This is a genomic window from Intestinimonas sp. (assembly GCF_026169115.1).
Classification (GTDB): Bacteria; Bacillota; Clostridia; order Oscillospirales; family Oscillospiraceae; genus Intestinimonas.
In genome coordinates, this window is the sequence record NZ_JAPFEA010000035.1 from 1 (window position 1) to 25,283 (window position 25,283).

Below are 25,283 nucleotides of genomic sequence, written 5' to 3' on the forward strand. Positions count from 1 at the left end.
CCCCTTGGCGGGGTCGCCGCCGGTGCCCTCCATCACGCCGTCGGCGTAGCTCCGCTCCACCTGCTGGTAGGCCCAGTGGGTGGCCGGTACGTCCGAAAAGTGCTGGACCGCCGACGCCCCCGCCGGGGCCGCCAGGCCAACACACAGGGCCCCGGCCAGCGCCAGGCTCAAAATTCGCTTTTTCATGTCTTCTCCTCCCGTTCGCGTCTGTTTTCCCCGCGCAAAGGGCGCAGGAGCGCGGGACTCACTCCCTGGTCTGGGAGACCGACTCCACCGCGCCGGCGTCCTGGAAGGGCAGGAGCACAAAGAGGGCCCGGCCCAGGATGCACCGCTCGTCCACCACCCCGATGCTGGGGGCGCGTCCGTCGGTGGAGTTATTGCGGTTGTCGCCCATGACGAAGACGGACCCCTCGGGCACCTCCACATGGGTGGCGTACTCCGGCGGCAGCTCCCGCATGGGCTCCAGAATATAGGGCTCGTCCAGGGCCGCCCCGTCCACATAGACGGTGTTGGAGCCGTAGTCGATGTCCACGGTCTGGCCGCCCACGGCGATGATCCGCTTGACGATGGGGGCCCCGTCGTGGAAGGTGTTCTTGCTCAGTACCACCACGTCCCCCTGGCCGGGGGTGTACCCGATGGACTGGAGCAGGAGCATGTCCTTGTTGTGGAGGGTGGGCATCATGGATTCGCCGTCCACCCCGATGATGCGGCCAATGAAGGTAAAGATCAGGATAAGGCCCACCAGGGCCATCACCAGGGCCTGGAGCCAGAAATACATGTCCACCTTCATGGCGTCGCTGTCGGAGAGCTTGGGGCTCTCCTCCTGTGTCTCCTCCGCCTCCTGGGCCGGGGTCAGCTTCCGTTCCTCGGACAAGTGGGATCAACTCCAAATTCAAAATCAATACTGTCATTATACCCCTTCCAGGGGGGGAATGCAAGGAAAAGGGGGCGGCGCGCTCACACCTCCAGCCAGGCCCGCTCCCGGCTCTGGCAGGTGAAGAGGAGGATCTGCCGCTCCTGCGAGAGGTCCCTCAGGCAGTCCAGGGCCAGGCCCATGCGGTGGTCGTCGAAGTCGGTGAGGGCGTCGTCCAGCACCAGGGGGGCGGGGTCCTCCGCCGGCAGGGCCAGCTCGCACACCGCCAGACGCACCGCCAGATAGAGCTGGTCCACCGTCCCCTGGGACAGGGTGAGGGCCCGCCGGGGCAGCACCCCGCCCGTCTCCCGGGCGGACGCCTCCAGCTCCCTGGTAAGGGTCACCTCCTCGTACCGCCCGCCGGTGAGGGCGGAGAAGAGCTCCCCCGCCCGCCGGTTGAGCTGGGGGGAGAACCGGGACTGGAGGTTGGCGTTGGCCGCCTGGAGGACCTCCAGGGCGGTCTCCAGGGCGCTGTACTCCAGCTGCCTGCGGGAGAGGGCCTCCCGCAGCTCCTCCAGCCGGTGGCCCTGCTCCTCCGGGTCCCCCAGGGCGGCCCGCCGGCCCTGGGCGTGGGAGAGCTCCTCCCGCACCCGCTGGAGCTCCCCCGTCACCGCCGAGAGGGCGGCGGCGGTCTGCTGGGGGCTGTGCTCCACCGGGGGCGGCGGGGGGCAGTCGGTCTCCCCGGTGCGCCGGAGCCGGGCCAGGATGACGTTGTTCTCCTCGGTGGGGGCGGGGAGGGAATCCACCAGCTTCCGGGCCCCCTCCTCCTTCACCCGCGCGGTGGAAAGCCGCTCCTCCCGGGAGAGGCCCCGGGACAGGGCCGCCGACACGCCGAAGGCATCGGTGACCTCGGGGGCGAAGCCGTGGACGAAGTCCAGCAGGGACTGCCACAGCTCCTCCCGCTGGGCGGTCAGGTCCCGGATGGAGCCCTCCAGCTGCTCGGCGGAGCGCCGGGCCTCCTCCGCCGCCGTCCACTTCTCCCGGAAGGAATTGGCCCGGTCCAGAAGGTCGTCGGGGAACTGTGCGCCGTACCGCTCCAGCAAAGCGGAGCGCTCGGCTTTCCGCCTGGCGGCGGTCCGGCGGGCGGCGAGCAGGAAGATGGCTCCGGCTATGGCCAAGCCGCCGGCGGCGAAAAAGAAGGGGACTGTCTCCAGCAGAGCTCCCGCCGCGGCAAAGCCCGCGGCGGCCAGAAGGCAGACCGCCCCCGCCCCGGTGAAGCCGGCGGAGCCGGACTTCTCCAGCTCCCGGGCCTTTGCGGCGTCCCCGCTGGCCTGCTTCCACGCCTCGTTGGGGGTCAGGCCGGGAAACAGCGGGTCTGAGGCGGCGGCCTCCGCCGTCTCCACCGCCGCCCGGACCGGCTCCCGCTGACCCACGGCCTCCTTGATGCTCATGGCCAGGGTGTTGTAATAGGTCAGATCCCCCTGGGCCTTCCGCAGCTCCTCCCGTGCGGGAAGGGCCTCCCCCTCCAGGGCGGCCCGCTCGGCCTGGGCCGCCCGGAGCTCCTTCACGGCGGCGGCGTACTGCTCTAGCACCGCCCAGTCCCGCCGCTCCCGCTGGGCGGTCTGCTCCCGCTCCAGCTCCTCCTTCCGGGTCTCCAGGGCCTGGGATTGGGCCTGGGCCTCCCGGAGCTGCCGCTGGTTCTGGACGGCGGCGCTCCGCGCCTCGGTCAGGCTGCGGATCTCCTCCTCCAGCTTCGGGATGAGCCCCGTCTTGTTGTGCCTGCGCCGGTTGAGCCAGCCCTTGAGCGTCTTCTCCGTCTCGGAGAAGGAGACGTCCTCCTCCCCGGAGGAGACCAGGGCGGCGATGCGCCGCTCCAGGTCCGGGTCGGCGTCCACCCCCAGGCCGGACTGGCCCACGAAGGCGCTGCGCTGCCACACCTCCCGGCTCACGCCCAGAAGGACCTCGCCGCAGTTGGCGGCGGTGAGACCGGGGACGGTCTCGCCGGTGGCGGCATCCACCGCCTCAAATCCGCCGAAGGGGACGCTCCCCTTGGCAAAGCGGCGGATGCGGATGTCCCGGCCCTCCCAGGTGAGGAGGATTTCCCCCTCCATGGGGGAGCCGGACCAGGGGGCGTACCGGTTCTTCTCGGCCAGGGTGGTCCTGGTGTCCCGCTCCCGGGTGGGGATGCCGTAGAACATGGCCCGCAGGAAGGCGCACCAGGTGGATTTGCCCCCCTCGTTGGGGGCCTGGAGGACGTTGAGCCCTCCTTCCAGCTCCAGCACGGCCCCCTCCAGCTTGCCGAAGGTGGCCGTCATCTTTTTGATCCTCATGCCATGGGCTCCTCTCTGTGCTCCAGGGCGGCCAGCCCGAAGCGGACGGCGGCCTCCAGCCGCGCCCGCTCGCTCTCGTCCGCCGCGCCCTCCAGCCGCAGCCGCATCTGCCGGAGGAAGAGCCCGGTCAGGGTGTCCTCCTCCGCCCGGCTCCACAGGTCCCGGCGGACGGTGGTCCGGTCCAGCACCTGGGCGCTCCAGCATCTGGTCTCGGCCAGGGCTCTCAGGGGCTCCGTGTCCAGTCCCTCCAGGCCGCTCTCGCCGGTGAGCACCACCCGGAGGATATCGTCGCCGGCGTCGGCGGGAAGGGCGGCGGACAGGGCGGCGGCGGGGGTCTCGTCCCCGGAGAGGTCGGCCTCCACCAGCCGGTAGCGCCGTTTGGCCAGGGGGAGGAACTCCGCCGCCGTCTCCGCGCCGTCCACCGTCACCCAGAGACAGCCCTTCTCCCCCAACTCGTCAAAGCCCCGTCCCTCGGGGCAGCCGGGGTAGGCCCAGGCGGTCTCCCCGGACCGCCGGAGGCCGGAGCAGGCGTGGACATGGCCCAGGGCCAGATAGGTGAGGCCGGAGGCGGCGATGTCGGTCTCCGGCAGGGGGGCGTAGCGCCCCCGGCCCTCCACGTCGGCGTGGAGGGCCCCGATGTGGACACCCCCGTCCCGTGGAGCGGAGAAGCCGTCCAGGGGGGAGTCGTCCCGGCTCACGCCGGTGAAGGCGCACCCCCAGACCGTACAGCCCAGCTTGGGCAGGGAGATGGCCTCCATGGCCGCCCTGGAAAAGATGTGGACGTTCTCCGGCCAGTGGAGGAGGGCATAGGGGGACCGGGGCCCATAGGGGTCGTGGTTGCCGGGGGCGATGAAGACGGGACAGCCGGTCTGTCCCAGGGCACGGGAGAGGGCCTGGGCGGTCTCGGCATAGGGGTCGGCCCCGTCAAAGAGGTCCCCGGAGAGGAGGACCAGGTCGGCCCCCCGGTCCCGGGCCAATTCGGCCAGACGGCCCGGCAGCGTCCGGAGCTCGTCCCGGCGCTGCCGGGCCTGCTCGGCGCTCAGGCCGGTAAAGGGGGCGTCCAAATGGAGATCGGCCCCGTGGAGGATGTGCAGCATGCGTCGCTCCTTTCGCTCTACCAGTTCTCGTTTTCTTCGATGTCCACCCGGGTGACGGACTGACAGCGCCCGGTGGCGGTGTCGATGGCGAAGAGGGCGCCCCCCAGCTTGCAGGGGCCCTCGGCGGGCTCAAAGCGCATGGGGAGCCCGCCCAAAAAGCGGTTGATGGCCTGGCTGCTCTTCATGCCCAGCACCGAGTCGGCGGGGCCGGTCATGCCCAGGTCGGTGAGAAAGCCGGTGCCCTGGGGGAGCACCCGGCCATCGGCGGTGGGCACATGGGTGTGGGTCCCCCACACCGCCTGGACCCGCCCGTCCAGATAGTAGCCCATGGCCCCCTTCTCGCTGGTGGCCTCGGCGTGGAAATCCACCACCTTGATCTCGGCGTCCACGTCCCGCAGGAGACGGCTGGCCACGGTGAAGGGATTGTCGAAGTTGGGGTCCATCTCGCACCGGCCAATGAGGTTCATGACGGCGATGCGCAGGCCCTGGGGCCCCTCGTAGACCCCCAGGCCCCGGCCAGGGACCCGGTTGGTGTAGTTGGCGGGGCGCAGCAGCCAGGGGACCTCGTCCAGCAGGTCCTTGATCTGGATGCGGTTCCAGGTGTGGTTGCCCAGGGTGACCACATCGGCGCCGGCGGCATAGATGGCCTTGGCCTGCCGGGGCAGCACCCCCACCCCGGAGGCGTTCTCCCCGTTGACCACGGTGAAGTGGACGTTGTGGCGCTTTTTCAGCCGGGGCAGGTTGTCTTCCAGAAAGGCCAGGCCGGGCTCTCCCACCACGTCGCCGATGGCCAGAAGGTTTAAGATCATCGTTTCTCTCCTCCTCAAAAAGAGGCGGCCGGCGGGGATACCGCCCGCAGGCCGCAGGTTTTCATTATATACCAAATCCGCTCTCCTGGCAACGGAGCCGCCCCCTCTTTCCCATCCTCCGAGGCAGGAAAAAGCCCGCAGCCCCGCCGGATGGCGGGGCTGCGGGCTTTGGGGCGCTGTTTACTTCACGCCGTCCTTGAACATCTGGATGGCGGTATCGTTGTCGCCGGAGATGATGAGCATGATGTAGTCGCCGCTGGTGACCACCTTGCCGTTCTTGGCGTTCTCCAGGGGGCCGGGCAGGTACTGCTCAAAGCTCTGCTGGGTGGCGGCCCGCTGGGCCTCCAGGGCGGCCTTGGCCTCCTCCAGCTTGCCGGGGGCCACCTTGCCGATGACCACGGTGTCGGCGCTGACCATCATGGGGAAGAAGCCCACCGCCTCGGTAAAGCAGTCGGCGGGAATGTTGTAGGTCTCGGCCATGCCGGCGGCGTCCTTCTTTATGGAGGCCCCCATCTCCACCTTGCTGATGATGCTCCGGGCCAGACGGACCAGGCTGTCCCCGTTGGGGGTGGTGATGGTGACGTCGCCGCCCTTCACCTGGGCGGAGAAGCCCTCCAGCTTGCTCAGCAGGGAGACGGGCACGAAGGTGGTGCCCTGGACAAAGGTGGCCTTCCCGTCGGCAAATGCCTCGCCGTTGAGCTCGATGGCGCCGGTGGCGCAGTCCACATAGATGCTGTTGCCGTCCAGGGAGAAGTAGGACCGGTTCTCGTCGGCATACCAGTCGGCAAAGCCATAGTCGGCCTCAGCCACAGCCCGCAGGGGGATGACCGCGCCGGCGGGGGCGTCGGGGATGCCGGCGGTGTCCAGGGCGGTGCCGTTGATGGTGATGGCGCCGGAATAGGCCAGGGCGGAGGCCCCCAGAGAGAGGGTGAGGGTCATGGCCGCCGCAGCGGAGAGGATTCGTTTCATAGGTAGTACGCTCCTTTTCTGAAAGTTCATACAGGCCCTTAGACGGCGTCCGTCAAAAAAGGTTCCCGCCATTTCAGAAAACAGGGCCGAAATTTTCAAAGGGAAAGAGTACCAGCGACGCCTTCCCCGAAAAAGCCGCCGTCCCCCTGCAGGAAGACGGCGGCTTTGGCTCTTATTTCGCGTATTCGATGACCTTGGTCTCCCGGAGCACATGGACCTTGATCTGTCCGGGGTACTCCAGCTCCTCCTCGATCTTTTTGGCGATGTCCCGGGCCAGCAGGACCATCTGGTCCTCGGAGACCTGCTCCGGCTTGACCATGACCCGGACTTCCCGGCCAGCCTGGATGGCGAAGGACTTCTCCACCCCGGGGAAGGAGGAGGTGACCTCCTCCAGCTTTTCCAGGCGCTTGATATAGTTTTCCAGGTTCTCCCGCCGGGCGCCGGGCCGGGCGGCAGAGATGGCGTCGGCGGCCTGGACCAGGCAGGCCACCACGGTGTGGGGCTCCACGTCGTTGTGGTGGGCCTCGATGGCGTGGATGACGGCCTCCGACTCCTTGTACTTCCGGGCCAGCTCCACGCCGATCTGGACGTGGGAGCCCTCCACCTCGTGGTCGATGGCCTTGCCCAGGTCGTGGAGCAGGCCGGCCCGCTTGGCCTCGGTGACGTTGGCGCCGATCTCGGCGGCCAGCAGTCCGGCCACATGGGCCACCTCGATGGAGTGGTTGAGGACGTTCTGGCCGTAGCTGGTGCGGTACTTCATGCGGCCCAGGAGCTTGACCAGCTCCGGGTGCAGACCGTGGACATTGGTCTCGAAGACAGCCCGTTCGCCCTCGGCCTTGATGGTGGCGTCCACCTCCCGCTTGGCCTTCTCCACCATCTCCTCGATGCGGGTGGGGTGGATGCGGCCGTCCTGGATGAGCTTTTCCAGGGCCAGGCGGGCGATCTCCCGGCGGACGGGGTCGAAGCAGGAGACGGTGATGGCCTCCGGCGTATCGTCAATGATGAGGTCCACCCCCGTCATGGTCTCCAGGGTGCGGATGTTGCGGCCCTCCCGGCCGATGATGCGGCCCTTCATCTCGTCGTTGGGCAGGGGCACAACGGAGACGGTGGCCTCCGCCACATGGTCGGCGGCACATCGCTGGATGGCCCCGGAGATGAGCTCCCGGGCGATGTTGTCGGCCTCCTCCTTGTAGTGGGCCTCGATCTCCTTGATCTTCATGGCCGACTCGTGGGTGACCTCCTGCTCCAGCTGGGAGATGATGTAGTGCTTGGCCTCCTCGGCGGTAAAGCCGGAGATCCGCTCCAGCACCTCCATCTCAGAGCGCTTGAGGGTGGCCACCTCTTCCCGGGCCTCCTCCAGCTCGGAGAGCTTGCGGGACAGGCTCTCCTCTTTTTTCTCGATGTTCTCGGTCTTGCGGTCCAGGTTCTCCTCCTTCTGCTGAAGGCGGCGCTCCTGCTTCTGGAGGTCGGAGCGGCGCTCCTTGACCTCTTTTTCATACTCATTTCGGGCTTTCAGGATCTCTTCCTTGGCCTCCACCAGCGCCTCGCGCTTCTTGCTCTCGGCGCTCTTGATGGACTCATTGATGATGCGCTTGGCCTCCTCCTCGGCGCTGGCGATCTCCTTTTCCGCAACCTTTTTGCGGTAGAGGACCCCCAGCGGGAAAGCAACGATCAGCCCGATCAGAATTCCGATCAGGATGTATACCATATGCTTTGTATGCACCTCCGTCAATTTGATTTGATTTGGTTCGTGTGTCGGACCGGCCGCCGGCGGCGGAATTTCTCCGGCACACAAAATGACTCGTGTGGGCTCACCAGCACCACGCCCCGGACTGTGATGCTCACCCACACGATTTTGTGAAAAACATCCCCTGAAGTTCTTCAGTTTTGTCCTTTTATATTGTAAGTCCCGTCCGCTTTTCTGTCAAGAACATTCGCAGGCGAAATGCTGAAAAGGCCGCAGACTTTCCCCTCCGCCTTTGGTGCAAAAGACCCGCCCCGGCGCGCTTTGCGCCGGGGCGGGTCACCGATGGAAAAATGAACTTCTGCCGCGCTTCCTTCACCCGCAGCAGCCGCAGCCGCCGGCGGGCTCCCCTGCCGGCCCGGGCAGGCTGTCGTCCTCCCGGACCCAGTCCTCCACATGGACCACGGCATACTGGTCCTGGGTGCGGCGGATGACCACCCGCTCAATGCCGGCGTTGATGATGAGCCGGCGGCACATGGCGCAGGAGGTGGCGTCGGGAAGGAGCTCCCCCGTTTTGGCGTCCCGTCCGGCCAGGTACAGGGTGGAGCCCAGGGTGGCGCTGCGGGGGGCGGAGATGATGCAGTTGGCCTCCGCGTGGACGGAGCGGCACAGCTCATACCGCTCCCCCGAGGGCACCCGGAGCTCCTCCCGGGTGCAGCGCCCCAGGTCGGTGCAGTTTCTCCGGCCCCGGGGAGCGCCGTTGTAGCCGGTGGAGAGGATCTCGTCGTTTTTCACGATGATGGCCCCGTAGCACCGCCGCAGACAGGTGGAGCGTTTGAGCACCGTGTCCGCAATGTCCAAATAGTAGTTTTCCTTGTCGATCCGGGCCATGTCCGCCGCCTCCCGTGTTTTTTCTCCAGTATACAGGCTGGCCGTCTCCGGCGCAAGCATGAATTTCGTCCCCGGTCTCAGCGTTTCCGGCACCGGCAGTCGGCGGCGGGGTCGATGCCCAGCTTGGCCAGCTTTTTATAGAGGGCGCTGCGGTGGATGCCCAGCTCCTCCGCCGCCCGCTGGCAGTTTCCTCCCTTTTCCCGGAGGACGGCCAGGATGATCTCCCGCTCGTAGTCGTTCATCAGCTCAGAAAGCTGCTTGCCGGAGCCCGCCACCGGCATCGGCGTGCCCCTGGCCAGGGACATTTTGCCCGGCAGATCCCTCATATCGATGGTGAATCCGTCACAGGTGGCGTAGGCCCCCTTGATGACGTTGTCCAGCTCCCGGATGTTGCCCGGCCACTGGTAGCTGGCGAAACACTGCTTGACCTCCTGGGAGAGGACGGTGGCCCGCTGGAACTCTTGATTGAGCCGGGCCAGGAAAAAATTGGCCAGCTCCAGGATGTCGGCCCGGCGGCAGCGCAGGGGCGGCATCTCGATGTTGATGACGTTGAGCCGGTAATAGAGGTCCTCCCGGAATTCTCCCGCCTCGATGAGGGCGGGCAGGTTGCGCCGGGTGGCCGAGATCACCCGCACATCCACCTGTACCGGGCCTGAGCCCCCCACCGGCTCCACCTCCCGCTCCTGGAGGGCCCGGAGGATCTTGGCCTGCATATTGAGGGGCATGTCTCCGATCTCGTCGAGAAACAAGGTGCCGCCATTGGCCAGCTGGAACTTGCCCGGCTTGCCCCCCTTCCGGGCTCCGGTGAAGGCCCCGTCCACATAGCCGAAAAGCTCCGATTCCAGCAGTTCATTGGGGATGGCGGCGCAGTTGATGCTCACCATAGGCTTGTCCGCCCGGCTGCTGGCATTGTGGATGGAGCGGGCAAAGACCTCCTTGCCGGTGCCGGTCTCGCCGGTAAGGAGGACCGGGAAATCGGTGCGGGCCGCCTTGAGCCCCAGGCGCTTTTTCTCCAAAAATGCCTCGGTGCTGCCCACGATGGAGTCGAAGTTGGTCCGGCAGCCGCCGGCCTTGTGGTACTCCTCCTTATAAAATTCCAGCTCGGCATACTCGCTCATCAGCCGCTTGGCCGAATCCAGCGTCTGGAGGCGGAACTTGACCTGAGCCACGCCCGCTACCACCCGGTCCTGGTCGTCGCAGACGCAGGACCGGCTCACCAGGAGGAAGTTGTTGTCGTTCTCCTTGCTCTCTCCGGGCTGGAACTTATGGAGGGCCAGCTCTTCGCTGTACCGGCGCTTTACGATATCCACCATCTTGGAGTTGCTGATGGTCTTCTGAATGGGATAGCCCACGATCTCCTCCTTGGGCTTGCCCAGGAAATCACAGTACTGGTCGTTGATATCCGTCACGATGCCGTTGGTGTCTACAACGATAAAGCCGTCGTCAGTCATCCGAAGGATCTCGTCAAAGATGTGTTTGTAGCGCGCGATGCTTTGCTCCGACATATCCGTCCTCCTTTCTCATGCGCTCTTCACAGTCCATCATACCATAAATCGAAAAGCGGGAAAACCGTCATTTCGATTATCATACGAAATGACGGTTTCCGCTTTTATGTTGGGATAGGGAGGGAACTTTCAGAAGTTATTTGAGCATCTCTCTTGCGATGACGACCTTCTGGATCTCGGAGGTGCCCTCGTAGATGGGAACGATGCGGGCGTCGCGGTACATGCGCTCGATGGGGTAGTCCCGCATGTAGCCGTATCCGCCGTGGATCTGGAGGGCCTTGTTGGTCACCCAGACGGCGTTCTCAGAGGCGTAGTACTTGCACATGGCGGCCAGCTTGGAGAGGGGCTCCCCGCTGTCGGCGGCGCAGGCGGCCTCGTACACCAGGGCGCGGGCGGCCTCGGTCCGGGTGCCCATGTCGGCCAGATACCACTGCAGGCCCTGGAGCTTGGCGATGGGCTTGCCGAACTGCACCCGCTCCTTCATGTACTTGACGGAGGCTTCGATGGCGGCGTCGGCGATGCCCAGACCCTGGGCCGCCATGCCGATCCGGCCGCCGTCCAGAGCGGCCATGGCGATCTTGAAGCCCTCGCCCTCCTGGCCGATCAGGTTGCTCCGGGGCACCCGGCAGTCCTCAAAGATGAGCTCGGAGATGTCGGCGCCGCGGATGCCCAGCTTCTCCTCCCGCTTGCCCACGGTGAAGCCGGGGGTCCCCCGGTCCACCACGATGGCGGACATTCCCTTGGTGCCCTTCTCAGGCTCCGTGAGGGCGATCACCACCACATAGTCGCCCTCTGTGGGGCCCATGTTGGAGATGAAGCACTTGCTGCCGTTGATGATGTAGTCGTCTCCATCCACCACGGCCTTGGTCTTGGCGGCGGCGGCGTCGGAGCCCGCGCCGGCCTCGGTGAGGGCGAAGGCGCCGATCTTGCCCTCCACGGCGGCGGTGAGGTACTTCTCCTTCTGCGCCTCGGTGCCGTGCTTGAGGAAGATGTCGTTGACCAGGGTGTGGACGGAGATGACCTCCGCAGTACTGGCGCACTCACGGGCCAGCTCCGACACCACCAGCACCTTGCACATGGTGTCCAGCTCGGGACCGCCATAGGCTTCGGGCACGTTCAGCGCGGTGAACCCGATCTCCGCCATCTTCTCGATGATCTCCTTGGGGATCCGCTCCTCCTGGTCGATCTTCGCCGCGATGGGCGCCAGCTCGCTCCGCGCAAATTCACGGGCCAACTGCTGGATGGTGGCCTGATCTTCTGTCAGATGAAATGTCATGGTGAAAACTCCTTTCCAGCCTTACAGGGTCTCGATGTAGATCACCTTGTCATCAATGAGCTTCTGGATCTCCTCGTCGGAATACCCGTGCTCCTTGAGGATCTCGGCGGAGTGCTCGCCCACCAGGGGAGCCTGCCGGTCCATGGTGGGGGCGATGTCCTCAATGCAGGTGGGCTCCGCGGTGGCAAAGCGGATGGGGGTAGCCGGCTGCTTGGTGACGGTACCGTCCCGGTTGGCCATGGGGACAAGGTACATGTTCTCCAGGGCCTGGGGATCGTCCAGGACCTCCTTGATGTGCTGGACGCGGTCATAGGCGATGTCGGCCCGGGCAAACATGGCGGCGATCTCATCCATGGTGTGCTTGGCAAACTCCCCGCTGAGGATCTCCACCAGCTCGGCGCTGTGGGCCTTGGCGGCGGCGGCGGTGGAATAGTCGGGGTGATCCACCAGATCCTCCCGGCCCAGCTCCTTGAAGAGGGCGTTGTTGTAGCGGTCAGGCTCCAGGATGCTCATGTAGAACCACTTGCTGTCGGAGCTCTGGAAGGTATCCATGACGGGGGAGCCGGGCTCCAGACGGGTCTTGGGGTACTCGTCGCCGTACTGGGTGGAGACCATGCCGGCGCTCTCGCTCCAGATGGCCTGGGCAAAGAGGGAGACCATGACCTTGCAGCCCTTGCCGGTCTTCGCCTTCTGGTAGAGGGCGGCGCAGATGCCGCCGGACAGGGAGCAGGAGGTGGTGGCGTCGCCGAAGCCGATGAGGGGGTTCACCGGAGAGGTGTCCCGCTCTGTGATGTCGATCATGGCGCCGGAGCGGGCCCAGAAGGCCACGGTATCAAAGCCGGCGTTGTCCTTGGCGGGGCCAAAATCGCCGAAGCCGTTGATCTGGGCCCAGATGAGGTGGGGGTGCTTCTGGCTCAGGGTGCCGTAGTCCAGGCCCAGGCGCTTGAGGGCGCCGGTGCGGTAGCTGGAAACAAAGACGTCGGCTGTCTCCAGGAGCTTATCCAGGACGGCCTTGCCCTCCTCGCTCTTGAGGTTGAGGGAGAGGCCCCGCTTGTTGGCATTGTATGCGGTGTAGAAGGGGTTGCAGTCCTTCACGATGGGGCAGGACATGGTGGCGCCGGTGCCGCGGCCAGGATCGCCGAAGCTGGGCTCCACCTTGATAACGTCGGCGCCCCAGTCGGCCAGGATGCGGGCGGCGCCGGGGCCGGCCACAAAATAGGTGAGGTCAATGACTTTCACGCCCTCCAGAGGCTTAAACATAGGTCAGAAACTCCTTTCCATCATCACACGGACCCGGTGGGCGGCGGAGTGCCCGCCGCCCCGGGTCCGGCTTCCAATGCTTTCGTGTTGTCAGGCCGCGATCACGGCAGGTTGGGGAACAGCGTAAAGAGGGCCACGCCCACCAGGGAGCCCACGAAGGGGATGATAACGGTCAGTGCGAAGGTAAGACCATAGGAGTCCTTGTGGGTCTCCCGACACAGGCCGTTGGTGACGGTAACGATGTAACCGTTGTGGGGCAGAGAGTCCAGCGCGGAGGAGGACAGGGCCATGACGCGGTGGACGATGCTGGGCGCGATCCCCAGCTGAGTGTAGACAGGCCCCAGGATGGGCACCGCGATGCCCAGGCCGCCGGAGGCAGAGCCGCAGATACCGGCAATGACGGTGGTGCCGATGACCAGGCCCAGCAGCTTGGGACCGGGGATGTTCACCATGGCGTCCGTGATGGTGGAGAAGACGGGGCTGTTGGACGCCACGCCGCCGAAGCCGTTGACGGCGCAGGTGTTGGTGATGGAAATGAGGGCCATGGCAGCGCCGTCGGCAAAGTGCTTGGGCAGCTCCTTGGGATCGATGTGCTTAATCATCAGGACCACAGCGGACACCGCGCCGGCCAGCACGCCGACCTCCACGGGGGCGATGGCCACGCCGTTCACCTTCACATTGACCAGCACGATGGTGATGACCAGGGGGAGCAGGGAAACCACGAAGTTGGGCAGATGCTCGCCGCCCTCGTCGCCAAATTCGTCACCCTCCTTGGCAATGAAGTGCTCGCCGTTCTTCTTGGCCTTATTGAGCCAGAAGTGGAGGTAGATGATGCCCACCACCAGCATAAAGCCGCAGGCGAGGAAGCCGTTGACGGCGCCGGCCATGTAAGAGGTGCCCAGCTCGGTGGAGGGCACGTTGTTGTGGATCTGCACCGCGCCGGGGGCGATCATGGCGAAGGTGGAGCAGCCGAAGCACAGGGCGCCGGGAATGCCGCGGCGGGGCAGGTCGGCGGCCCGGAAGACCTGAAGGGCGATGGGGAACACGGCGAAGGAGCACACGAAGGCGGAGACGCCGCCGTAGCACAGCACGCCGCAGGCCACCGGCACGGAGATAAAGGCCCACTCGGTGCCCATGACCCGGATGATGGTCTTGGCGATGGACTTGGCCGCACCGGTAATGTCCATGGCCTTGGCCATCAGGGTACCGGTGAGGAAAATCAGATAGTTGTTCTTAAAGAAGGTGGTGAAGCCGGTCATGAAATGGACCTTGTATGCCTCATAAACGTTCATCTGGCTCGTGATCGCCACCACCAGGGTGCAGACAAACACCGTGAGGTAGATGTTGAAGCCCTTCATGATCATATACATCAGCAGGGCAAACGCGACGATCAGGCCAATGATACCCAAAGCAGTCACAAAAAAATCCTCCAATCTTGCGTTCTCAACTCCCGCTTCCCGCGGGGAAGGGGTCACTTATTGTGGAACTCCGCGGGACGCTTGGCGAGGAAGGCGTCCATACCCTCCTGCTTGTCCTCGGTGCCGAAGGTGATGGCGGCCAGATCCTTTTCCAGCTCCAGGCCGGCCCGGAGATCCACGTCCATGCCCCGGTTGATGGCCACCTTGGCATAGCGGATGGCGATGGGGGCCTTGGTGGCGATCAGGGCGAGCATGGCCTTGGCCTCCTCCAGCAGAGACTCGGCGGGGACCACCTTGTTCACCAGGCCGATCTCCTTGGCCTCCTCGGCCTTGACCTGACGACCGGTGTAGATCAGCTCCTTGGCAATACCGGTGCCCACCAGGCGGGGCAGGCGCTGGGTGCCGCCAAAGCAGGGGATAACGCCCAGGTTGGCCTCGGGCTGACCGAAGACGGCCTTCTCAGAGGCGATGCGGATGTCGCAGCTCATGGCCAGCTCGCAGCCGCCGCCCAGCGCGTAGCCGTTCACCGCAGCGATGACGGGCTTTTCCAGGGCCTCGATCTTATTAAAGAGGGTCTGGGCCCGGTTGGCGTAGTTCCGGCCCTCCTCACTTCCGTAGGACTGCATCTGGGAGATGTCGGCGCCGGCCACAAAGCCCTTGCCCTCTCCGGTAATGATAACGCCCAGAACCTCCCGCTCCGTCTCCAGGCAGGTGAACACGCGGTCAAGTTCCCCCAGCGTCTGGTCATTGAGCGCATTGAGCGCCTTGGGGCGGTTCATGGTGATAACAACGATATTCCCGTCCTGCTGAACGCGAATATTTTCCACCTCAGACATTACCTTCTCGAATCCCTCACTCACAAGAAAGACCTCCTTTGTTTCTCAGTGGGCTGACCCGTGGCGCCGTGCCGGCAACGCCGCCTGGTCACTGCCCACCCAGCATTATTGCAAGTTCGATGCCAACTCACTTTTTCACACAAAATGCGAAGTTTCTCCATCTTTCCGGCGTTTTTTTGTCTATTTTTTGTTTTTCTTCTGAAAACTCACCTGCACCCCTGTCTCCATGCAGAGAAAACATCTCCCTTTGGAGACATTTTCTCCGCCATTTTTCTCTGTTATCTTACCTGTTTCCTCTTTTTATCTCTCTTTTTTCCAATATTCTACTTTCTTTTCCGTTTTTTCCTTCCTTTTTTCCCACTGCCGCGTCACCCCGCAGCCCATCAAGCCTTCTTTTGTCTCCAAACGTAGTCACATCGGCTTGTCGGCCATTCGCCCCCGGCTCTGGGCGTGTCCACGGTACAATTCACGTTTTGTTTACATTTGCTTCCTTGACGAGTACACATCCTACCGCTATGATTAAAGGTATGAAACGCAATCCTTGTCGGCATCCGCAGGAAAGGGGGCAGCGGCCATGAACTTCATACAGCGGTTCTTTTATGGCCGGTACGGCTGGGATCAACTCAATTTCTTTCTCACCGTCGTCGCTCTGGTCCTCTATTTCCTGAATCTGTTTCTGGACGCCTCCCTCCCCTACTTCCTCTATTTTCTGTGTATCCTGGCGGTGCTCTTCCGGGCGCTCTCCCGGAACTATCCCCGCCGCCGGGCGGAAAATGCCAAATTCCTCACCCTGGCCGGCCCGGCCATCCGCTGGTACAAGCTCCGGCGGGCCATGCACCGGGACAAGGAGCACCGGTATTTCAAGTGCCCCAACTGCGGCCAGCAGCTCCGGGTCCCCCGGGGCAAGGGAAAGGTCTCCATCACCTGCCGCAACTGCGGCGTCTCCTTCGACGAAAAGACCTGAGCCTCCCGTCCCACCCTCCGTATATTGGATCACGCGGTTTTCGATTCAATATACGGAGTTTTTTTATCTTTTTCTGTCTGCGGCACAAGAAAGAATATAAATGATGTATAGGTGATGATGATGGGAATATCCGAAGTTTTGAACATGGAATTTTGTGATAAGCTCGTCCGTTCCGCAAGCCTGACCATCGGTCACAATGTGCTGCTGACCGACGACTGCGGCGTTATCCTGGCCAGCGCCGACAACACCAGGCTCGGCTCGCTTCACGAGGCTTCCCTCAGCGTTTTGAAAAGCGGGAAAATGAAGTATCACGGCCACTCTGAGGCCCAAAGGCTGTCCGGAACCTTCCCGGGTGTGACCATTCCCATCCTGATGGGGACCCAGGTGGTGGGTACCATCGGGATCACCGGCGCCCCGGAGGAGATCTCCCGCTACGCCCTTCTGATCCAGCAGCTGGCCCAGCTCTTTCTCAGCTTTCAGCAGCAGCGGCAGTCCACATCGGAGCAAGAGCGGCAGCGGCAGCGGCTTTTGGGAGAGATCATTTCCTACAACCGCCTCACCAGCGACCCAGAGACAGTCAGCAGCAGCGCATATGCCCTGGGCATCAATCTGAACCTCCCCCGGGCCGTCGTCGTTCTGCGCTTCGACCCCGCAAAGCGGACGCTCACCGACGAGCTGATCCTGGAGCGTCTGGAGCGGGCCTTCCCTTCCCCTCAGGATCTCGTCTGTCCCCATGGCGAAGGCTTTTTCATCCTGATCCCCGCCCTGTCTGCCCAGTCCGACCTCTCGATGGAGGACGCGCTGGAAAAACGCCTTCTGGAGCTTGAGACTGCCTTTTCCACAGACCACCAGCCGGTCAAAATCGGCATTGGCGAACCGGCAAAGTCCGTGGAGGAGCTCCACACCTCCTATGAAAATGCCCAGTTTGCCCTGCGTGTCCTGGAGCACCGCAGCCTGCACCCCAGCCACTGCCTGGCTCACAGGGAGGTCCTGCTGGAGAGGCTTGCGGTGAGCCTGCCGGAATCGGTCTGTCAGGCGGCCCGGCGCAGCCGGTTCCAGCCGATCTGGGATGCAAAAAACCGGGCGGAGATCGACCAGCTGATCGAAGCCTGGGTACTGCTGCGCTTCAACTTTACCCTGACCGCCCAGACGCTCCACATCCACAAAAGCACGCTGGCCTACCGTTTCCAGAGGTTCCGCACCCTTTACGGCCTGGATCTGTATGACCCGGACAGCGTTCTCGCCCTCTATCTCCTGCTGCTGAGAGAGCGCCTGTCCTGAGTTCAGCGCGGCATTTCTCCTACGATTCATAGGAGAAATCCCAAAAATCATCTTTATTTTTCCCTCGTTCCTCCCGAAGACAGGTTTGATTATATTGTGTTAAACTCTTCTCAGAAAGCAAGGTTATCTGGATGTTTTGCACAAATATTAAAGGGAGGAACGAAATATGTCATCGAAAAAAATCGCGATTCTGGGCGGCGGCAATGGCGCCCACGCCATGGCGGCCGAGTTTACTCTGCGCGGCCACACCGTCAATCTGTACGAGATGCCTCAGTTTAAGGACAACATGCGCAAGGTCTTTGAGACCGGTACCATCACCGCAAAAGGCGTTTTCAGCGGCGTTGCCAAGCTGAATCTGGTCACAGATGACATCGTCCAGGCCGTGGAGGGCTGCCGGTACGTCTGTATCGTGGCCCCCGCCTTCGCCCATGAGGGCTATGCCCAGCTTCTCAAGGGACACCTAACCGCAGAGCAGATCGTGGTCACCTTCCCCGGCGCCTTCTCCGCTCTGCGGCTGAAAAAGGCTTTCGGCGACGGTCCCGACTGCCCGGTCTTCGCCGACGCCAACAATCTCCCCTATGACGCCCGCCTGACCGCACCCGGTTCCGGCATCGTCAACGTCTTCGGACGAAACCCCATCAACATCGCCTTCCTCCCCGCCGACCGGGGCCCCGCCCTCATTGATGAGATGAGAGAGGACCTCTTCCCCTTCGTGAAGGTCTACCACGACGTTCTGGAGTGTGGCCTGGCCATCGTCAACCCGGACTGGCACGCCGGCCCGGTACTGTTCAACATCAGCAACATCGAAAGCCCCCATGTGAACTTCTTCCTCTACGAGCACGGCTGGACCCCGTCGGCCTGCAAGCTGAACCTGGCCATGGACAAGGAGCGCAAGGCCGTGGGCAACGCCCTGGGCTACAATCTGCGCCCCATGGAGGACTTCAGCGGGAAATCCGAGGACTACGTCTGGACCTGGGAGGACCTGTACGCCGCCGGTCACGGCAGCATCGGCCTGACCCCCATCTGCGGCCCCAACGACATCCAGAGCCGCTATCTCACCGAGGATATCCCCTTCGGCCTGGTGCCCTGGGCCGCCATCGCCGAGCTGGTCGGCGTCCCCATGCCCCTCACCAACGGCTTTATTGACATCATCAATGTGGTGCACGGGAAGGACTGGAGAAAAGAGGGGTGCAGCGCCGAGGACCTGGGTCTCGCCGGCATGGACAGGGACGCCCTTCTCTCCTACGTCAACACGGGTAAAAAGTGACCGACCCCACGTGCACGGGCCGCAGAACATCTGGAATGGATAGGGGTGGACGTCTATGAAACATACCACACGGGTAAATTGGAAATCGGTGCTCCGGCTGGGCGGAGCATTTACGGCCTATCAGATCGGTTCCGGCTTCGCGTCCGGGCAGGAGACCATGCAGTATCTGGGGACCTTCGGCGGGATCTACCCCTTTGTTCTGCCCGTCATCGTGCTGATCTTCGTCACCATCTACTGTGTCCTCAGCTACCGGACGGGCTACCTCTGCCGCTTTGACGACCCCAACGACGCCTATGAATACTACTGCGGCAGGGTGGCCGGCAAGCTCATCAACCTCTTTACCAATCTGTTGATCGGCGCCTCCATTCTGATTATGTTCGCAGGCTGCGGCGCCACCATCCACCAGTATTTGGGCACCCCCGTCTGGGTCGGCTCCATGGTGATCGGCGTGCTCTCCGCCGTGGTCGTCTGCCTGGGTCTGGAGAAGGTATCCACAGTCCTGGGGTCCTGCGGCGTGCTAATCATCCTGGTCATGGCGGTCGCAGGGGCCTACACCATCGCCACCGCAGATACCGGCATCCTGGAGGCCCAGAAAAACCTGGAGACCTATGTCAGCGAGGGGATCTTCCTCCGAATCTCCGTCTTCGGTATCGACAACCCCATCCTGACCACCCTCTCCTTCGTCGGCATGGGTCTGGCCCTGGCCGTCACCTTCAATGTTTCCCTGGGCGAGACCTGCAAAAGCAAGGAGGAGTGTCTGGCCGGCGGGATCTGCTCTGGTATCTTTTTCACACTGGGCGTGATTATGGTCCTCTTCACCATGCTGCTCAACCTGGACTACATTGCTCAGAAGGGGGCCATGATCCCCATGCTGGCCGCTATCGAAAACTCTATGCCCATCCTGACCCTCCCCTACACAGTCATTGTGTGCGTGGGCATCTTCACCACCATCGTGGGGTACCTGTGGGTAGGCGGAAGGCGGTTCGGCGGCAAGGACGGAACCTGGCGGCAGCGCATCGTCGTCATCCTCATGACGGTGGTCGGCATCACAGTGGGCTCCCTGATCCCCCTGGACCGGCTGGTCAACACCATCTATCCCCTGGTAAGCTACGTCGGTCTTGCCATCTTCGTCTGCATGATCGTCCGCTCCATCGCAGCGGCGCGCGGGCACAGAGCGGCTCCGACCCCTGCAGACTCTGACGCCGGCTGACGTCGTTCCCCGGAAGGATGCGGCGGCGCAGCCCAGCCCTTCTGCCGGGACAACGCAGTCCCAAAGCATAAAACTTCATGCGCCAAGCACGCACCATGAAAACGGGGAAAGGCTTGTGGCGCATGAAGTTTATGCGCATATGGGCCATCCCGGCCCATGCGCTTTGATTGCATGGCCGTGCCGCTGAAAGCGGCACATGGCCAATTTGCTCTGCAAAAGCATAGCAAAAATGGCCTGCACCCTTTGGTGCAGGCCATTTTTTATGCGTTTTAATAGCAGGCGATGTTGCTGTCGGTGCGGGACTCGGTGCCGCCCACCAGCACGCCGTTGTCCAGCCGGACGATCATCTGTCCCCGGCCAAAGCTGGGGGTGGAGAGCTCGGGGCGGATGCTGTGGCCCATGCGCTGGAGCTTCCGGGCCATCTCCATGGAGAAGCGGGTCTCCACGGTGACGGTATTGTCCCGCATCCACTGCCAGCGGGGGGCGTCCAGGGCCTGCTGGGGGTCCAGGTGGAAGTCCACATAGTTCATGACCACCTGAACGTGACCCTGGGGCTGCATGTAGCCGCCCATGACGCCGAAGGGGCCCACAGCTTTGCCATCCTTCAGGAGGAATCCGGGGATGATGGTGTGATAGCTGCGCTTGCCGGGCTGGAGGGCGTTGGCGTCCTTCTCGTCCAGGGAGAAGTCGTGTCCCCGGTTCTGGAGGGAGACGCCGGTGCCCGTGACCACCACGCCGGAGCCGAAGCCCATATAGTTGGACTGGATAAAGGAGACCATGTTGCCCTCCCCGTCGGCGCAGCAGAGATAGACGGTGCCGCTCTTGGGGGGGATGGCATGGGTGTAGACCCGGGCGGTCTCCCCCATCTCGGCGGCGCGCTGGGCGCCGTAGGCGGGGTCCAGCAGCCGGTGGTAGTCCAGCTCCATGTGGTCGGGGTCGGTGACATAGTGGAAGGCGTCGGCAAAGGCCATCTTCATGGCCTCCAGCTGCCGGTGGTAGGTAAGGGGGCTCTCCTTCTCGGGGAAGTCGAACTCCTTGAGGATGTTGAGGGCCATGAGGGCCACGATGCCCTGGCCATTGGGGGGGATCTCGCAGACCTGGTAGCCCCGGTAGTCCACCATGATGGGCTCCACCCATCTGGCCTCATAGGCGGCCAGGTCCTCATACCGCAGGTAGCCGCCGAAGCGCCTGCTGTCGGCGTCGATCTTTTTGGCGATCTCCCCGGTGTAGAAGGCGGCGGCATTGGTCGCGCCGATGGCCTCCAGCGTGTCGGCGTGGTTGGGCAGGCGGATCAGGTCTCCCGCCTCGTAGGGCCTGCCCTCGGGGGTGAAGGTCTTATACCACTCGTCAAAGACGGGACCGGTGCAGGTCTCACGGAACTTCTCATAGGCCCGCTGCCACATGACGGCCAGGTTGGGGGCGCAGGGGTAGCCCTCCCGGGCATAGCGGACGGCGGGGGCCACATTTTCGGCCAGGGTCCGCCGACCGAAGCGGCCCGTCAGCTCGGCCCAGGCTTTGGGGGCGCCGGGCACCGTGACCGGCGTCCAACCGTAGGTGGGCATCTTGCCCTGCTCGTCGCTGCCGTCGGCCAGGATCCTCTCGATGGAGGCCGCCATGGGGGCAGGGCCGCTGGCGTTGAGGCCGTAGAGCTTCTGGTCCTTGGCCGACCACACCAGGGCAAAGGCGTCGGAGCCGATGCCGTTAGCGGAGGGCTCCACCACGGTGAGGGCGGCGGCGGCAGCCACAGCGGCATCCATGGCGTTGCCCCCCTTCTGGAGGGCCTCCAGTCCGGCGGCGGCGGCCTGGGGACTGGAACAGTTCACCATGCCGCCCCGGGCATAAAGGGGGTAGCGTTGGGAGGGATAGGGCTGGTAGACGGGATCGAAGGGCGTATCCATGAGACAGCCTCCTTATATTTTGTGATAATATACCATTTCCTGGGGCGAGGTCGCCCCAGGAAATGAAAATGGTCCTTATTTCTTGTCGTAGAGGTGGCAGGCCACAAAGTGGCCGGGCTCCTTTTCCACGATGGGGGGCTTTTCCTTGGTGCAGATCTCCATGCACTTGGAGCAACGGGTGTGGAAGGGGCAGCCCTTGGGGGGATTCATGGCGCTGGGCACATCGCCCTCCAGCACCGACTCGGTGGAGTGCTCCTGGCCGATCTTCAGCCGGGGGACAGCGGAGAGCAGGGAGTCGGTATAGGGGTGAAGGGGATTGTGGAAGAGCTCCTTGCTCTCGGCCAGCTCGCAGACGTTGCCCAGGTACATGACCACGATGCGGTCACAGAAGTGCTTGACCACACCCAGGTCGTGGGTGATGAAGAAGTAGGTGAGGTGCTTTTCCTCGCTGAGCGCGCCCAGGAGCTGGAGGATCTGGGCCTGGACGGAGACGTCCAGGGCGGAGACCGACTCGTCCAGCACCACGAATCTGGTGTCCAGGGCGATGGCCCGTGCGATGCCCACCCGCTGCTTCTGGCCGCCGGAGAGGGCGTGTGGATAGGAGTAGTAGTGCTCCCGCTTCAGACCCACCTTTTCCAGCAGCTCCATGGTCTTTTCCTTCCGCACGTCGGCGGGGTAGTCGGTGTTGATGACGTAGACCTCTTCAATGGACTTGCCGATGGACTGCCGGGGGTCCAGGCTGGCGGCGGGGTCCTGGAAGATCATCTGCATCTCCCGGCGCATGTCCCGCATCTCTTCCTTGGTGAGCTTGCCCAGGTTGATGCCGGTCTCGTAGTTGCCGTCCAGCTTGGCCTGGTAGGCGGGGTCCAGGGTGCGCTCGGTGATGGGCAGGATATCCTTCCCGTGGTAGTCCTGCCAGGCCTTGACCCGGAAGCCCTTGGCTGCCTCCACATGGCCCTGGGCCTCCTTGCGGGCGGCCTCCATCTTCTCCTTGAGGGCGGCGTCGGCCTTGCCGGCCACCCTGCCCTCCTCGTACTGCTTCTCCAGGTCCCGGAACTTTTTGATGGAATCAGAGGCGGCGGCGGTCTCCTTCTGGGCCTTGTCAAAGAGGGCCTGAACGGCGGGCAGATCCTTGCACAGGATCAGGGAGCCCACGGTGCGGGAGCCCTCACGGAGCTGCCGGGAGGCGTCCTTTTTCAGCTCCTTGGACTTGAACTCCAGGGTGCTGAGCTTTTTCTGGAGGGCGGCCTCCTTTTTGACCTCCTTGGCGGTGCCCAGGGCGGAGAGGGCGTCGATCTCCTTTTTCAGGACCTCCGCCTTCTTGTCCACCTCCAGGGACTTCTGATAGAACTCCCCCGCCTTCTTCTGGTACTCGGGGAGCTTGGCGATCTCCTTGGCCAGATACTTGGGGCACATCTCGTCCAGGGTGCGGCCATGGTAGATGCAGGCCCCGCTGGTCTGGGGGTAGAGCTGGAGGATGACCCGGCCCAACGTGGACTTGCCGCAGCCCGACTCGCCCACCACGCCGAACTTCTCGCCCTCATAGATGGAAAAGGACACATCCTCCAGAGCCTTGACGCTCACGCCCCGGCGGACGGGGAAGTATTTTTTCAGCTTCTTGAGTTCCAGAAGCACCTTTCTCTCGTCACTCATTTCCTGTGCTCCTCCTCCACTTTGTGGCAGCAAACCGTATGCCCGGGCTCGATCTCCAGCTCTGCGGGGACCTCCGTCCGGCACCGCTCGGTGGCATAGGGGCACCGGGGGTGGAACCGGCAGCCGCCGATGTCCTCGGTGATGTTGGGGAAGGTGCCGGGGATGGGCTGGATGTCAAAGTCATCCTCGTCCACGTTGGGCACCGCCTTCATGAGGCCCACGGTATACGGGTGGAGGGGCTTGGAGAAGATGGCCTCGATGCTGCCCTCCTCCACCTTCCGCCCGGAATAGAGGATGATGACCCGGTCGGCGATCTCGGCCACCACGCCCAGGTCGTGGGTGATGAACAAAACGCCGGTGCTCACATCCTTCTTGAGCTTGTTGAGCAGCACCAGCACCTGCTTCTGGATGGTCACGTCCAGGGCGGTGGTGGGCTCGTCGGCGATGAGAAGGCTGGGTTCCACCGCCATGACCATGGCGATCATGATGCGCTGGCGCAGGCCGCCGGAGAGCTGGAAGGGGTACTGCTTCATCCGGGCCTCCGGATTGGCGATGCCCACCTTCTCCAGATAGGTGACGGCCACCTTCCAAGCCTCCTCCTTGCTCAGCCCCTTGTGGAGGCGCAGGCCCTCGGTGAGCTGACGGCCAATGGTGAGCAGGGGGTTGAGGGCGGTCATGGGCTCCTGGAAGATCATGCCCATCTTTTTGCCCCGGAGCTCATTGCGCTCCCTGGAGGAGAGGGTGGTGAGCTCCTGACCGCCCAGCTTGATGCTGCCGGAGACCACCCGGCCGTTGTTGGGCAGCAGGTCCATGATGGACAGGGTGGTGACGCTCTTGCCGCAGCCCGACTCGCCCACCATGCACACCGTCTCATTCTCATTGATGTCGAAGGAGATGCCCCGAAGGACCTCATATTCTTTTTTCCCGATCCGGAAGGTGGTGACCAGATCCTTCACCTCAAGCACTTTTCCCATACGGAATGTTGCCTCCTTCAGCTGTATCCTGAGGTCCGGTCTCCGACAAGCGGAGAACAGACCTCAGGACACAAATGTTTGTGTCCTGAATGCCGGTCGGCCCGGCGGACGGAGCAGCCGCCCGCCGGGAGCCGGATACGCGCGCCTGGGTCAGCCGGCCAGCTGAAAGTCCTTGATGTAGAAGGCGCTGCCGGCGTCTATGGTGACGTTGGTGTACTGGTTGCTGAAACAGAAGAGGTTGGTGGAGTTGTAGACGGGCTGAACGTAGGCCCCGTCCTGGAGCACCGCGTTGCACGCCAGCAGGTTCTCGGTACGCACGGCGGCGTCGGCGGTGGTCTTACTGGCGTCGATGGCGGCGTCCACCTGGGCCCAGTCGGCGTCATCCAGGCGCACCCGGCGCAGACCGTTCACGGAGTGGAAGTTGGGCTCCATGAGCTCGGTGCCGTCACGGGTCACGTTGGACCAGGAGGCCAGGCTGATGTCGAAGCGGTTGTCCACCTTGCTCTCGGTGAGCCAGGCAGACCAGTCCATGTTCTCAATCTGTACGTTGTTGAAGCCGGCCTGGGTCAGATTGGACTGGAAGTACTCGCCCATCTGGAGGTAAATGGGGGTGGTGGGCACCAGGAAGGTGATCTTCTCATCGGCCCAGCCGGGGTGAGCGTCCAGAATGGCCTTGGCCCCCTCGGGATCGTAGGCGATGTTGTGCTCCTCGGCGGAGGGCTCATAGCCGAAGACCTTGGGACCGATGACAGAGTTGGCCACCTCGGCATAGCCCTGCATCATGTACTCCACATAGCCCTCCTTGTCGATGGCTTTGGCCAGGGCGACGCGGAAGTCCTTCTCGGCCATGATGGGGTTGACGGAGGAATTGGCGCGCATCATCATGTAGTAGATCACGGCAGCCTCGGAAGTGGCCACGGTGACGGAGGAATTGTTTTCTACTCGGGAAATCTGCTCCACGCTGATCTTGGGCATGAAGTCGGCCTCGCCGGTCTCCATCCGGGACACGGCGGTGGACTCATCGGCGATGATGGTCATGGTCACGTCCTTGATGGCGGGCGCCTCGCCCCAGTATTCGTCGTTCCGGGTGAGGACCACGTTGGAGCCG

20 protein-coding genes and 1 pseudogene are annotated in these 25,283 nt (G+C 63.6%); 4 read left to right on the forward strand and 17 right to left on the reverse strand.

Annotated elements, in window-relative coordinates:
* The 13 genes and pseudogenes from Q0Y09_RS03350 to Q0Y09_RS03410 form a co-directional block, all read right to left on the reverse strand.
* Window positions 1–186, reverse strand: a pseudogene (locus Q0Y09_RS03350) (hypothetical protein); the annotation flags it as partial.
* A gap of 58 nt (window positions 187–244) precedes the next feature.
* Window positions 245–874 (reverse strand): signal peptidase I, encoded by a 630-nt coding sequence (gene lepB / locus Q0Y09_RS03355; protein ID WP_317380341.1) that lies wholly within the window; start codon window positions 872–874, stop codon window positions 245–247.
* 83 nt (window positions 875–957) lie between these two features.
* Window positions 958–3,183, reverse strand: coding sequence for an ATP-binding protein (locus Q0Y09_RS03360; protein ID WP_297717604.1), 2,226 nt, complete (start codon window positions 3,181–3,183; stop codon window positions 958–960).
* The gene (locus Q0Y09_RS03365; RefSeq protein ID WP_297717606.1) at window positions 3,180–4,280 is read right to left on the reverse strand and encodes a DNA repair exonuclease; all 1,101 of its coding nucleotides are present in this window, start codon (window positions 4,278–4,280) and stop codon (window positions 3,180–3,182) included. The genes Q0Y09_RS03360 and Q0Y09_RS03365 overlap by 4 nt, the downstream gene beginning before the upstream one ends.
* A 17-nt stretch (window positions 4,281–4,297) precedes the next feature.
* A complete protein-coding gene (locus tag Q0Y09_RS03370) occupies window positions 4,298–5,089 on the reverse strand; it encodes a TIGR00282 family metallophosphoesterase (protein WP_297717609.1) in 792 nt (263 codons plus the stop codon).
* Between the two features lie 180 nt (window positions 5,090–5,269).
* Entirely contained in the window at window positions 5,270–6,058 is a 789-nt protein-coding gene (locus tag Q0Y09_RS03375) for a DUF4358 domain-containing protein (protein WP_297717611.1), read from the reverse strand.
* Between the two features lie 172 nt (window positions 6,059–6,230).
* Window positions 6,231–7,766, reverse strand: coding sequence for a ribonuclease Y (gene rny, locus Q0Y09_RS03380; protein WP_297717615.1), 1,536 nt, complete (start codon window positions 7,764–7,766; stop codon window positions 6,231–6,233).
* Window positions 7,767–8,117: 351 nt separating this feature from the next.
* Complete coding sequence (locus Q0Y09_RS03385) at window positions 8,118–8,633, reverse strand: deaminase (RefSeq protein ID WP_297717618.1); 516 nt, start codon at window positions 8,631–8,633, stop codon at window positions 8,118–8,120.
* A 77-nt stretch (window positions 8,634–8,710) separates the two neighbouring features.
* Window positions 8,711–10,138, reverse strand: coding sequence for a sigma 54-interacting transcriptional regulator (locus Q0Y09_RS03390; RefSeq protein ID WP_297717622.1), 1,428 nt, complete (start codon window positions 10,136–10,138; stop codon window positions 8,711–8,713).
* Between the two features lie 136 nt (window positions 10,139–10,274).
* The gene (locus tag Q0Y09_RS03395; protein WP_297717625.1) at window positions 10,275–11,414 is read right to left on the reverse strand and encodes an acyl-CoA dehydrogenase family protein; all 1,140 of its coding nucleotides are present in this window, start codon (window positions 11,412–11,414) and stop codon (window positions 10,275–10,277) included.
* Between the two features lie 21 nt (window positions 11,415–11,435).
* Window positions 11,436–12,674 (reverse strand): CoA transferase, encoded by a 1,239-nt coding sequence (locus Q0Y09_RS03400; RefSeq protein WP_297717628.1) that lies wholly within the window; start codon window positions 12,672–12,674, stop codon window positions 11,436–11,438.
* 101 nt (window positions 12,675–12,775) lie between these two features.
* Window positions 12,776–14,092 (reverse strand): GntP family permease, encoded by a 1,317-nt coding sequence (locus Q0Y09_RS03405; RefSeq protein ID WP_297717632.1) that lies wholly within the window; start codon window positions 14,090–14,092, stop codon window positions 12,776–12,778.
* A 53-nt stretch (window positions 14,093–14,145) separates the two neighbouring features.
* The gene (locus tag Q0Y09_RS03410; protein WP_297717659.1) at window positions 14,146–14,928 is read right to left on the reverse strand and encodes an enoyl-CoA hydratase-related protein; all 783 of its coding nucleotides are present in this window, start codon (window positions 14,926–14,928) and stop codon (window positions 14,146–14,148) included.
* 574 nt (window positions 14,929–15,502) lie between these two features.
* On the opposite strand from Q0Y09_RS03410, the gene Q0Y09_RS03415 reads away from it, so the two are divergent.
* From Q0Y09_RS03415 to Q0Y09_RS03430, 4 genes are all read left to right on the forward strand, one after another.
* Window positions 15,503–15,892, forward strand: coding sequence for a hypothetical protein (locus tag Q0Y09_RS03415; RefSeq protein ID WP_297717635.1), 390 nt, complete (start codon window positions 15,503–15,505; stop codon window positions 15,890–15,892).
* 144 nt (window positions 15,893–16,036) lie between these two features.
* Window positions 16,037–17,173 carry a sugar diacid recognition domain-containing protein gene (locus Q0Y09_RS03420; protein ID WP_297717638.1) on the forward strand — a complete coding sequence of 379 codons (1,137 nt, stop codon included), beginning with the start codon at window positions 16,037–16,039 and terminating at the stop codon, window positions 17,171–17,173.
* A 166-nt stretch (window positions 17,174–17,339) separates the two neighbouring features.
* On the forward strand, window positions 17,340–18,440 hold the full coding sequence (locus Q0Y09_RS03425; RefSeq protein WP_297717641.1) for an NAD/NADP-dependent octopine/nopaline dehydrogenase family protein: 1,101 nt from the start codon (window positions 17,340–17,342) through the stop codon (window positions 18,438–18,440).
* Window positions 18,441–18,495: 55 nt separating this feature from the next.
* Window positions 18,496–19,650, forward strand: coding sequence for a hypothetical protein (locus Q0Y09_RS03430; RefSeq protein ID WP_297717644.1), 1,155 nt, complete (start codon window positions 18,496–18,498; stop codon window positions 19,648–19,650).
* 269 nt (window positions 19,651–19,919) lie between these two features.
* Here Q0Y09_RS03430 and Q0Y09_RS03435 read toward each other — a convergent pair whose 3' ends face one another.
* The 4 genes from Q0Y09_RS03435 to Q0Y09_RS03450 form a co-directional block, all read right to left on the reverse strand.
* Window positions 19,920–21,548 (reverse strand): gamma-glutamyltransferase family protein, encoded by a 1,629-nt coding sequence (locus Q0Y09_RS03435; protein ID WP_297717647.1) that lies wholly within the window; start codon window positions 21,546–21,548, stop codon window positions 19,920–19,922.
* Window positions 21,549–21,623: 75 nt separating this feature from the next.
* Entirely contained in the window at window positions 21,624–23,201 is a 1,578-nt protein-coding gene (locus Q0Y09_RS03440; RefSeq protein ID WP_297717649.1) for an oligopeptide/dipeptide ABC transporter ATP-binding protein, read from the reverse strand.
* Window positions 23,198–24,175 carry an ABC transporter ATP-binding protein gene (locus Q0Y09_RS03445; protein ID WP_297717651.1) on the reverse strand — a complete coding sequence of 326 codons (978 nt, stop codon included), beginning with the start codon at window positions 24,173–24,175 and terminating at the stop codon, window positions 23,198–23,200. Before Q0Y09_RS03445 ends, Q0Y09_RS03440 begins: the two co-directional genes overlap by 4 nt.
* Before the next feature lie 150 nt (window positions 24,176–24,325).
* A partial coding sequence (locus Q0Y09_RS03450; protein WP_297717654.1) for an ABC transporter substrate-binding protein occupies window positions 24,326–25,283 on the reverse strand: 958 nt, incomplete at its 5' end.

Coding starts and splice junctions, on each gene's coding strand:
- Q0Y09_RS03365 (WP_297717606.1), bottom strand. CDS start 4,280: ATGCTGCACATCCTCCACGGGGCCGATCTCCATTTGGACGCCCCCTTT.
- Q0Y09_RS03395 (WP_297717625.1), bottom strand. CDS start 11,414: ATGACATTTCATCTGACAGAAGATCAGGCCACCATCCAGCAGTTGGCC.
- rny (WP_297717615.1), bottom strand. CDS start 7,766: ATGGTATACATCCTGATCGGAATTCTGATCGGGCTGATCGTTGCTTTC.
- Q0Y09_RS03445 (WP_297717651.1), bottom strand. CDS start 24,175: ATGGGAAAAGTGCTTGAGGTGAAGGATCTGGTCACCACCTTCCGGATC.
- Q0Y09_RS03360 (WP_297717604.1), bottom strand. CDS start 3,183: ATGAGGATCAAAAAGATGACGGCCACCTTCGGCAAGCTGGAGGGGGCC.
- Q0Y09_RS03410 (WP_297717659.1), bottom strand. CDS start 14,928: ATGTCTGAGGTGGAAAATATTCGCGTTCAGCAGGACGGGAATATCGTT.
- Q0Y09_RS03435 (WP_297717647.1), bottom strand. CDS start 21,548: ATGGATACGCCCTTCGATCCCGTCTACCAGCCCTATCCCTCCCAACGC.
- Q0Y09_RS03370 (WP_297717609.1), bottom strand. CDS start 5,089: ATGATCTTAAACCTTCTGGCCATCGGCGACGTGGTGGGAGAGCCCGGC.
- Q0Y09_RS03375 (WP_297717611.1), bottom strand. CDS start 6,058: ATGAAACGAATCCTCTCCGCTGCGGCGGCCATGACCCTCACCCTCTCT.
- Q0Y09_RS03400 (WP_297717628.1), bottom strand. CDS start 12,674: ATGTTTAAGCCTCTGGAGGGCGTGAAAGTCATTGACCTCACCTATTTT.
- Q0Y09_RS03390 (WP_297717622.1), bottom strand. CDS start 10,138: ATGTCGGAGCAAAGCATCGCGCGCTACAAACACATCTTTGACGAGATC.
- Q0Y09_RS03385 (WP_297717618.1), bottom strand. CDS start 8,633: ATGGCCCGGATCGACAAGGAAAACTACTATTTGGACATTGCGGACACG.
- Q0Y09_RS03425 (WP_297717641.1), top strand. CDS start 17,340: ATGTCATCGAAAAAAATCGCGATTCTGGGCGGCGGCAATGGCGCCCAC.
- Q0Y09_RS03420 (WP_297717638.1), top strand. CDS start 16,037: ATGGAATTTTGTGATAAGCTCGTCCGTTCCGCAAGCCTGACCATCGGT.
- Q0Y09_RS03430 (WP_297717644.1), top strand. CDS start 18,496: ATGAAACATACCACACGGGTAAATTGGAAATCGGTGCTCCGGCTGGGC.
- Q0Y09_RS03415 (WP_297717635.1), top strand. CDS start 15,503: ATGAACTTCATACAGCGGTTCTTTTATGGCCGGTACGGCTGGGATCAA.
- Q0Y09_RS03440 (WP_297717649.1), bottom strand. CDS start 23,201: ATGAGTGACGAGAGAAAGGTGCTTCTGGAACTCAAGAAGCTGAAAAAA.